This window comes from Paenibacillus nuruki (assembly GCF_001721045.1).
GTDB classification, from domain to species: Bacteria; Bacillota; Bacilli; order Paenibacillales; family Paenibacillaceae; genus Saccharibacillus; species Saccharibacillus nuruki.
This window is the reverse complement of sequence record NZ_MDER01000026.1, coordinates 45,153-54,447: the sequence shown is the minus strand read 5'-3', so window position 1 is coordinate 54,447 and position 9,295 is coordinate 45,153. Positions and strand designations below refer to the sequence as shown.

General features: G+C 40.0%; 9 protein-coding genes and 1 rRNA gene. All 10 read right to left on the bottom strand.

The genetic code is table 11. From position 1 onward, the window contains the following. Positions 1 to 222 (bottom strand): 16S ribosomal RNA (locus tag PTI45_RS03215); the annotation flags it as partial. 497 nt (positions 223 to 719) lie between these two features. Further along, positions 720 to 2,252: a lysine--tRNA ligase gene (gene lysS, locus PTI45_RS03210; RefSeq protein ID WP_069326098.1), complete on the bottom strand. Its 1,533-nt coding sequence runs from the start codon at positions 2,250 to 2,252 to the stop codon at positions 720 to 722. Between the two features lie 281 nt (positions 2,253 to 2,533). Next, positions 2,534 to 3,013, bottom strand: coding sequence for a transcription elongation factor GreA (gene greA / locus PTI45_RS03205; protein ID WP_069326097.1), 480 nt, complete (start codon positions 3,011 to 3,013; stop codon positions 2,534 to 2,536). A gap of 239 nt (positions 3,014 to 3,252) precedes the next feature. Beyond that, positions 3,253 to 4,284 (bottom strand): tRNA dihydrouridine synthase DusB, encoded by a 1,032-nt coding sequence (dusB, locus tag PTI45_RS03200; RefSeq protein ID WP_069326096.1) that lies wholly within the window; start codon positions 4,282 to 4,284, stop codon positions 3,253 to 3,255. A gap of 93 nt (positions 4,285 to 4,377) precedes the next feature. Next, the gene (gene folK, locus PTI45_RS03195; protein ID WP_069326095.1) at positions 4,378 to 4,923 is read right to left on the bottom strand and encodes a 2-amino-4-hydroxy-6-hydroxymethyldihydropteridine diphosphokinase; all 546 of its coding nucleotides are present in this window, start codon (positions 4,921 to 4,923) and stop codon (positions 4,378 to 4,380) included. Between the two features lie 9 nt (positions 4,924 to 4,932). Further along, positions 4,933 to 5,295, bottom strand: coding sequence for a dihydroneopterin aldolase (gene folB / locus PTI45_RS03190; RefSeq protein WP_069326094.1), 363 nt, complete (start codon positions 5,293 to 5,295; stop codon positions 4,933 to 4,935). A gap of 42 nt (positions 5,296 to 5,337) precedes the next feature. After that, positions 5,338 to 6,189: a dihydropteroate synthase gene (folP, locus tag PTI45_RS03185; RefSeq protein WP_425415564.1), complete on the bottom strand. Its 852-nt coding sequence runs from the start codon at positions 6,187 to 6,189 to the stop codon at positions 5,338 to 5,340. Beyond that, positions 6,186 to 7,088 (bottom strand): aminodeoxychorismate lyase, encoded by a 903-nt coding sequence (pabC, locus tag PTI45_RS03180; RefSeq protein ID WP_069326093.1) that lies wholly within the window; start codon positions 7,086 to 7,088, stop codon positions 6,186 to 6,188. The genes folP and pabC overlap by 4 nt, the downstream gene beginning before the upstream one ends. Next, positions 7,085 to 7,672 (bottom strand): aminodeoxychorismate/anthranilate synthase component II, encoded by a 588-nt coding sequence (gene pabA, locus PTI45_RS03175; RefSeq protein ID WP_069326092.1) that lies wholly within the window; start codon positions 7,670 to 7,672, stop codon positions 7,085 to 7,087. Before pabA ends, pabC begins: the two co-directional genes overlap by 4 nt. After that, positions 7,672 to 9,273: an anthranilate synthase component I family protein gene (locus PTI45_RS03170; RefSeq protein WP_069326091.1), complete on the bottom strand. Its 1,602-nt coding sequence runs from the start codon at positions 9,271 to 9,273 to the stop codon at positions 7,672 to 7,674. Before PTI45_RS03170 ends, pabA begins: the two co-directional genes overlap by 1 nt. Positions 9,274 to 9,295 lie beyond the last annotated feature (22 nt).

The following is a 9,295-nucleotide window of genomic DNA, read 5'->3' as shown; positions in this document are numbered from 1 at the left end:
TGCTCCGTCTTTCCAAATTCGTTCAGGCGAACAAATCATGTATTCGGTATTAGCTACCGTTTCCGGTAGTTGTCCCAAGCTTGAGGGCAGGTTGCCTACGTGTTACTCACCCGTCCGCCGCTAAGCATCCGAGAAGCAAGCTTCTCGTCAACTCCGCTCGACTTGCATGTATTAGGCACGCCGCCAGCGTTCGTCCTGAGCCAGGATCAAACTCTCCATAAAGTGTTTGACTTGCTCAATTCTTAAACTGGCGAGAACCGAAGTTCTCTATTTTTTAAAGGTCGGCTAAGACCTTCATTACTCACTCGTTGTTCAGTTTTCAAAGATCAAACATTTCGTTTTTTGTTGTCTGTGTTTCTCGGTGACAACTTTTATATCATATCATGTTTCCAACCACTTGGCAAGCACTTTTTTTGAAAAAGTTTTTTAAGTTGTTCTCACAACTTGTCTTGCACACGATGGCGCCAGTTGTTGACTGGATTTATAGAATACCACATATTTTTCATTAGTGCAACACTTTCTATAAACTTTTTTTATATTGTTGAACAGTTTAATTAATAGATGATGCATTTATATACTGCCATACTATATGTATGACAACTGTTTAGATAAAAAAGGATCAAGCTAGTCGCTAAGCTAGACCAGCTTGATCCTTTTTCTATTGCTATTCATTATGAACTGAAATGAAGCTTTATCTCTTCTTACTTATAAAGAACATCTTATTCAGCTGAACGATTACGCATATGTGGGAATAGTAGTACATCACGGATAGAAGCTGCATCTGTTAATAGCATCACTAGACGATCTATACCGATACCTAATCCACCTGTAGGCGGCATACCATATTCTAGTGCACGAATAAAGTCATCATCCATTTCATGTGCTTCATCGTTGCCTTTTTCTTTTTCAACCATTTGCGCTTCGAAACGTTGACGTTGGTCAATCGGATCATTAAGCTCTGTAAACGCGTTAGCATGTTCACGTGCCACAACAAATAGCTCAAAACGGTCTGTAAAGCGTGGATCTTCTGTATTACGTTTAGCAAGTGGAGAGATTTCAACCGGATGTCCTGTAATAAAGGTTGGCTGAATCAATGTCTCTTCTACAAATTGTTCAAAGAACTCATTTAAAATATGACCGAATGTCATATGCGGTTCTACTTTAACATGATGTTCCTTAGCTAGTGCATGAGCTTCTTCATTCGTCATGTGTACGCCAAAGTCTACTCCTTTTACTTCTTTAACAGCATCTACCATAGACAGGCGACGCCATTGTGGAGTTAGATCAATATCTTGTCCTTGATATTGAATATGTGTTGTACCCAGTACTTCTTGAGCGATATGAGCGATCATATTCTCTGTTAGACTCATAATATCTTTGTAATCTGCATATGCTTCATACAATTCAATCATTGTGAATTCAGGGTTATGGCGCGTTGACGTTCCTTCATTACGGTATACGCGTCCGATTTCGTATACTTTCTCCAGACCGCCGACAATTAAGCGTTTCAAGTGAAGCTCAATTGCAATACGCATATACAGTTCCATATCTAGCGCATTATGATGCGTGATAAAAGGTTTGGCTGCGGCTCCACCTGCGATAGAGTGTAGTGTAGGTGTTTCCACTTCTAGATAGCCTAATGAATCCAAATAACGACGCATCGATTGAATAATACGGGAACGCGTGATAAATGACTGCTGAACTTCAGGATTCACAATCAAATCTACATAACGTTGACGGTAACGCAATTCAACGTCTTTTAGACCATGATATTTCTCTGGCAATGGATATAGTGATTTGGACAATACTTCTAGATCACTTACTTTAATAGAAGTTTCGCCTGTTTTGGTTTTGAATACTTTACCTGTAACACCTACGATATCTCCAAGATCTAGAATAGAGAACGCTTGGTACTTCACTTCTGGCGTGCTGTCTTGACGAACATAGATTTGAATACGTCCGCTTAAATCTTGAATATGTGCAAAGCTTGCTTTACCCATACCACGTTTAGCCATAATACGTCCTGCTAAACTTACTGTGATACTTTTTTCTTCTAGTTCTTCTTTGGTCAAACTATCATACTCACTAATAACGTCTGCTGCTGTAGAAGTACGTACATACTTTTGACCAAATGGATCAATACCTAGACCGCGTAACTCGTCTAATTTGTCTCTACGTATCTGCAATAGCTCACTTATTTCGTTTTCGTTATCCATCTCTTCTGGATTGGGGTTTACATTTTCTTCAGACATTGCTGAACTTCAACTCCTTCAAAGTAATACCTGTTGGCTATATTTCATATCTATTAATCGCGTTACATACAGGCTATGAAATATACACTATGAGTATAGTGTAACTGATTTGGCAGTATTCATAAATCTATAAAACGATTTTAACTGATAATATCTGCTTAACCTTTGCGAAATGTCCATATATTTCGTATTCATTTCAAGAAAAAAGCTTCCCAAAGGAAGCTTTTTCATAGGATATAACATAAATACGATCTACTTATCTTAACGTACATAAGACAATCTTATTTTTTGATTTCAAGAATTTTGTACTGGATCACACCGCCAGCAGGAACGCTAACATCAACGGTTGTTCCTTTTTGCTTACCAAGAATAGCTTTACCTACAGGGCTTTCATTCGAAATCTTATTCTGTGAAGGGTTAGATTCAGCACTACCTACAATGGTATATTCCATTGTGTCGCCAAATTCCATATCTTCTACAATAACAGTAGCACCAATACTTACGATATTAGTAACGATCTCATCACTATTGATAATACGAGCGTTGCGTAGCAACTTTTCAAGTGTAATAATGCGTCCCTCGATAAATGCTTGTTCGTTCTTAGCATCTTCGTATTCAGAGTTCTCACTAATATCACCGTACCCGATAGCAACTTTGATCCGTTCTGCTACTTCACGTCTTTTTACAGATTTAAGCATTTCTAGCTCGTCTTCCAGCTTCTTCAGACCGTCCTGTGTTAAAATGACTTCTTTGTCGCTCATCTCAACCGATTCTCCTGTCATGTGAATAATTTTCGCTCATCGCGCTTCGGGGTTTCTTGTCGAAATGATGATTGCAATAGGGATTCCCCAAAGAGGCTTAATTGCTGTATCTAAACCTTTAGTTCAGGCAAATTTATACTGAAAAAGTATATGGGAATGATTACGAAATGTCAATAAAAAGGCAGGAGCAGTATTAAACACTGTATCCTGCCTTTATTATTTGTACCTATGACGATCATTTAGATGCTACATACTTGCTCTGCTTCTTCGATTTCATTCCCCGGAGAACTTAGCTCACCTACAGGAAGTCCTTCTAAGAAATTGTGCAAAATCTGTACCATTTCATCACGCTTTACTTCTTCCATAATAGAATCTTTGATTTTGGCTGATCCTTTGATTCCTTTTAAATACCAAGAAAGATGCTTACGCATTTCTCTCACAGCCACATGTTCCCCTTTGAGATCAATCAAACGATCCATATGCAAAATCGCTATTCTGATTTTCTCTTCTGCGGTTGGCTCGGATAGTAATTGACCGGTCTTAAGGTATTCGATGGTACGGTATAACATCCATGGATTCCCTAGAGCGCCCCGTCCGATCATAACCCCATCACAACCTGTGGTATCCAGCATACGCTTCGCATCTTCAGGAGTAATCACATCTCCATTACCGATTACTGGAATAGAGACTGCTTCTTTGGCTTGCTTGATATATGACCAATCAGCTTGTCCTGTGTATAGTTGTTGACGTGTACGACCGTGTACGCTGACCGCTTTACCACCTGCATCAGCTACCGCTTTGACGTTATCGACTACGAAGATATGATCACTATCCCAACCGATACGCATTTTAACAGTAACAGGCTTACTTACATTAGCAACTACAGCAGCGACCATTTCATTGATTTTATTCGGATCAAGTAGCCATTTGGCTCCTGCATCACTTTTGTTAATTTTGGGAGCCGGGCAACCCATATTGATATCAATAATATCTGCATTGGTATCTTGATCCACCACTTTGGCAGCTGCAACTAGAGATTCACGATCTCCTCCAAAAATTTGTAGACTTAGCGGCTTTTCGCGCTCATCCACAAATAACATTTCGTGTGTACGCTTATTACCATTCAAGATGGCTTTATCACTTACCATTTCAGCACAGACTAGACCTGTACCAAATTCTTTGGCTATTAAACGGAAAGCAGGATTACATACTCCAGCCATAGGTGCGAGTACGACCTGATTTTTCATTTCTATATCACCGATTTTTAACATTCGGGTTCACTCCTTGTATCTCTATCCATAATGTAGCATGCAAACAAGCGACTGATTCCCTGTATCAAACAACAGATTTTATAATCTGTATATTTATTTTAATTTTGAATTAAAGGGCATAGTAAAAGCTTTGACATAGTGAATTCCTTGTTGTTCGGCTTCAATAAGCTGTAGCGATTGCTGAACCGAATAAAATAACTCGGGGTGCTGATCAGAGGATACTATTTCTGCTAATGGCACCAGTACAAAAGCACGTTCGTTCATTCGTGGATGAGGTAACTCTAAACGCTCAGTATGCAATTGTTGATGATCCATCCATAGTAAATCGAGATCGACTGTACGTGGGCCCCAGCGAATATCTCGTACCCGACCTAACTTATTCTCAACATCCAACATGCTCATTAATAACGGTTCCGGTTCTAATGTGGTACGTAACATTAATACCATATTTAAAAAAGAAGGTTGATCGATATACCCGACCGGTGCTGTCTCATACAGACCTGAACAACGAACAATCTCTATATCGGAATGATCACCAAGCATCTGTATAGCTTCTGTTAAGGTCTGCTCACGATCGCCCAAATTAGCGCCTAAAGCAATATAAGCCTCTGAATATTCAGAGGGAACAGATGACTTCATGACCGACTCTCACTTTCGTGTACGCCGCAATTCCACAGTAACGCCTTGAAAATGAATATCAAACGGTGGATGAGGCTTGGTTACTCTAACAGTTAGTGCATGTACCCCAGTATAAGCGTCCAGTAAAGAGGATGCAATACATTCTGCCAGAGTTTCAATCAATTTAAAAGACTGCTTTTCAACGATTTGTTTTACTTTTTCATGAATTTCAGCGTAGTTGATCGTTGTGCTAAGATCGTCGGTCTGTCCAGCAGTTGCCAGATCCATTTCTAATTCTAAATCGACATAAAAACGTTGACCTAATCTACGTTCTTCTTCAAAAACACCATGATAACCGTAATATTCCATCCGTGTTAGAATCATTTTATCCATTGATTATTTATCCTCCTGTGTATCTGTTTCTTTGATTAACTTCTATTGATTGATGGTAGACTCTAGCATCGCATCACACATCATCGCCATCCGCTTATTCTGCTTAATATCATGCACACGAATAATCTGACAGCCTTGAGCAATCCCAAAAGCAGTGGTAGCTGTTGTTCCTTCAACTACATCGTTAGCAGGTAGATCAAGTACTGTCCGAATAAACTTTTTGCGAGATGTTCCTAATAATAATGGATAGCCTAGTGAAGATAGTTGATCGAGTTGCGACATTAGTTGTAAATTGTGTTGCGCTGTTTTGGCAAATCCGATACCCGGATCTAAAATGATATGTTCAGCTTGGACTCCTGCTTGCAGAGCATGATCGATACAAGCCTGAAGATCATGACGAACATCAGATACCAGATCGGTATAATCCATGTTATCTCGATTATGCATTAAAATAATCGGACACTGGGCAGTAGCAGCTACTTGTACCATCAAAGGGTCAGCTTGTCCGCCCCAAACATCATTAATGATATGTGCTCCGGCTTGCAGTGCTTGCTTAGCCACTTCTGCTTTGTAGGTGTCTATTGATAATGGAATATGGGGAGCTTGACGATGCAAAGCTTCAATAATAGGAATTACACGTTCTAACTCTTGCTCTGTCGATACAGGATCATGTCCGGGACGAGTGGATTCGCCACCAATATCAATCAGATCTGCTCCGTCTTCCATCATTTGCAAAGCATGTTCGACAGCTCGCTCGATTAATGTATATTGTCCTCCATCTGAAAAAGAATCTGGAGTGACATTCAAAATACCCATTATTAATGTTGTATCTCCAAGTGTTAAGTTGGTCGAACCCAAATCGTATGTTCTTGTATAGCGCATAGGCTGTTTCACTGCTGATAAGCCTCCTTAAGATAAGCGTAAGCTAATTGCAAAGTCATTGAATGGGAAAGATCATGAGGAACCTCATACGTTACTGTATCTTCTAATAATTGCTTTACAGGAACAATTTCTTGAACTGAATTGGTTAAAAATATTTCATCTGCTTCAAGTAAATGCTCCCATGTATAATGACCTTCATGCACAACAATACCTGCTGCCATAGCTAATTGGATAACAAAAGCGCGTGTAATGCCGGGTAGTATGCCTGTATCTATAGCAGGCGTATACAGTTGCTGATTTTTCACAAAAAAGAGATTGCTTACAATACCTTCTGCTATATGTTGTTCTTTGGTCAGCATTAGCCCTTCTACAGCCGTAGATGGATGATCTTGATATTGCATCAATTCGCGTTTGCCCAAAATACTATTCATATAATGGAGTGACTTAAAACGAATATCGCCTTCTGGTGTGTTGCGTAATGTGTGTAAACAACGTAATGACTTGCTATGACTATATAGATGATCGATAAGCGACATAGAATCAGGACGTGCTGGAGGTAATGATTTGGCATATATAATGATATTCGGTTGCTCATAGGCTCCAGAAGGCAAACCTAATATATCGGTTCCTGCTGAAACGGTATACCGAATGTACGCCTCTGTTAATTCATTAGCATACATGAGATCTCGAATCTGATTTTGCACCTGATCTACCGATTCGTTCCACATGATTCTGAGCGATTCACAACTTGTAGATAGTCGAGTTAGATGTTGCTTCAGTAAAAAAGGCTGTCCATTATAAGTACGAAACGTCTCAAACAATCCCATTCCATACAAAAAACCGTGATCCATGACAGAGACCACGGCTTGATCTGTAGCAATAACTTGTCCGTTTAATGATACATATTTCATAATGTGGGTGCTTTATCTACTTTACGACTCAAAAAGCTACGCAACATTTCATGCCCATGATCGGTCACAATCGATTCAGGATGGAATTGCACACCTTCGACTGCATATTCTTTATGACGTAGACCCATAATTTCGCCTTCCGCTGTCTCCGCTGTAATTTCTAAACAATCCGGTAGGCTTTCACGTTCCACGATCAATGAATGATAACGAGTCGCAGTAAATGGAGAAGGTAGATTTTCAAAAACAGATTTCTTATCATGCAAAATAGGTGATGTCTTACCATGCATTAATCGCTCTGCACGAATAACATTGCCTCCAAAAGCTTGACCAATCGCTTGATGACCCAGACAAACACCGAAGATCGGAATATCGCCTTTGAAATGGTTGATCACGTCTAAAGTAATACCTGCTTCTGTCGGTGTACATGGACCCGGGGATAATAGAATATGATCGGGTGCCATTGTGCGAATACCCGCCATATCGATCTCATCATTGCGACGAACAACAACCTCTTCACCCAATTCGCCTAAATATTGAACAAGGTTATACGTAAATGAATCGTAGTTATCTATAACGAGTATCATTATATTCTCCCTTTCTCTGCTTGCACTTGATCGTATTGCTCACTTAACATAACCGCTCTTGCCATCGCTCTCGATTTGTTAAAACATTCCCGATATTCACGATACGGTTCCGAATCGATCACCACACCTGCACCTGCTTGCATATACGCTATATGGTCTTTGACCGTTAATGTTCTAATAATAATATTTAATTCCATATTACCATTATAGTCAATCCAGCCCATCGAACCTGTATACGCACCACGACGAGTCTGTTCTAATTCTTCAATAATTTCCATCGTACGCACTTTCGGTGCACCGGTAATTGTTCCACCGGGAAATACAGCAGCGATAACATCATACACATCTTTGGACTCAGCTAGTTCACCTTCGACTCCAGAGACTAAATGCATCACATGAGAATAACGTTCGATCGTCATCAGTTCAGGCACACGTACTGTGCCATATTTGGCGATTCGTCCGAGATCATTACGCTGAAGATCGACTAGCATAATATGTTCGGCACGTTCTTTTTCATTAGATAAAAGATCGTCTTCCATCGCTTGATCTTCAATTTCAGTTGTACCTCTACGCCTTGTACCTGCTATCGGTCTTGCAGAAACTTTGCCATCTACAACACGCACCAATAATTCGGGTGAAGCCGATACTAAATAAAAATCAGGTGTACGTAGCAATCCCATATATGGAGATGGATTGGTTAAACGAAGCCATTCATACACCGATTCTGGTGTCGAAGCTAAAGGTCGATGACTGCGTAAAGACAAATTGACTTGAAATACATCACCCTGACGGATATACTCCTGAATCGTTTGCACAGCTTTTTCAAATTGAATCTGATCAAATTCGGTCTCAAATCCATACCCATCCGTACGTGAATCGGTTAATGCTATTGGATGTTCTTTTAGAAATTGCTTACGTGCTATTGTCGATGATGCTTGAGCTTGTTGTAGAATGTTGTGCCACTGCTCTGCCATCTGCGTTGCGCATGTAGCCGCATGATTATACGAAGATTGATGATCTGTACTGTTGCCTATAGAGGTATGGACACAACAATACAACTGCTTATCTGCATGATCAATCACCCAAATTTGGTTAAATTTCATCCATAGATAATCTGGCATCCCTAGATCATTGCTTAGATGATCAGGTAATTTTTCTAAAGAACGAGCGACATCGTAACTTAGAAAGCCAACACACCCTCCTGTAAATGGAGGCACTTCTGGTAATTTAGGAGCACGATCGGTCGACATCCATGTTCTTAATATATCTAAAGGCTTGCCTGTATAAGAGGCATCAGTTATATATTCAGGTTGTGCACTCGGTATAGCCAAAACAGGAGTGGTATCTGTGGACTTTCGAATATGTGCTTGCTGATCTTGACCACTGAGTATAGATACAGGAGAAAGTCCAACATAACTGTATCTGCCACTTTTCCCATTTTCCAATACAAAAGAATAAGGCATCTCTTCTTGCCACAATTGTTCCCAGCTATCCGGTAAAAGTTGATCTTCTAACGGGATACGAACGATATAAGGCAGTTGGGTGTATCCTTCTGCTTGCCAGTCTGTCCATTGTTGAAATGATGTATATACTTTGGTCAATCGATCTTCCTCCAACCTGATG